1 protein-coding gene is annotated in these 652 nt (G+C 43.7%); it reads right to left on the bottom strand.

The window, feature by feature from the left end; translation table 11 throughout:
- Positions 1 to 98 precede the first annotated feature (98 nt).
- Positions 99 to 530, bottom strand: coding sequence for a YccF domain-containing protein (locus R7Q46_RS27725; RefSeq protein ID WP_318078361.1), 432 nt, complete (start codon positions 528 to 530; stop codon positions 99 to 101).
- Positions 531 to 652 lie beyond the last annotated feature (122 nt).

The following is a 652-nucleotide window of genomic DNA, read 5'->3' as shown; positions in this document are numbered from 1 at the left end:
GCATACAATCAACCATTATCGAATACGCTGTAGCAGTAATAGGCTTACTTTTAACAGGCGTTGCCCTCTGAGCCCGAAAGCTCAGCGGATACATAACCTTAACGATTAATGTTGTAACGAGCGATTGCTGCTTCTTCTGACGTTACAACAGTTTTACCGATAGGCGCGAGGGAAATTACGGCCAGTTTCAGGTGTTGAAGTGCAAACGGAATACCAATAATGGTAACGAAACACGCTGCGGCGGATAGGATATGACCGATTGCCAGCCACAAACCTGCAAACACAAACCAAAGTACGTTGCCGGTGACGCCTAGCGGACGCGTGCCAATATCCATTTCATTGGTTAGTTCATCACGCGAAATGGCTTCTTTGCCGAATGGGAAAAACGAAAAGTTACCCATGACGAAACAAGCTCGCCCCCACGGAATCCCGATGATGCTGATGAACGCAAGAATACCGAATAGCCACCACAGCAATCCCATGAATACGCCACCGAATAAAAACCAGATGATGTTGCCAAGTGTTCTCATCTAAAACCCTTTTTGATTTATAACTTTCTACAAAGTATGTCACACAAATCTTAACAGAGGATGAATGGGTGTGCTTTATCTTAAATAAGAAATCATTGATGAGAATACTCATTTGATAAAGG

This window comes from Vibrio sp. 811 (assembly GCF_033339195.1).
The sequence above is the reverse complement of the archived record's forward strand: the minus strand, read 5'-3'. Positions and strand labels throughout refer to the sequence as shown.

Coding starts and splice junctions, on each gene's coding strand:
- R7Q46_RS27725 (WP_318078361.1), bottom strand. CDS start 530: ATGAGAACACTTGGCAACATCATCTGGTTTTTATTCGGTGGCGTATTC.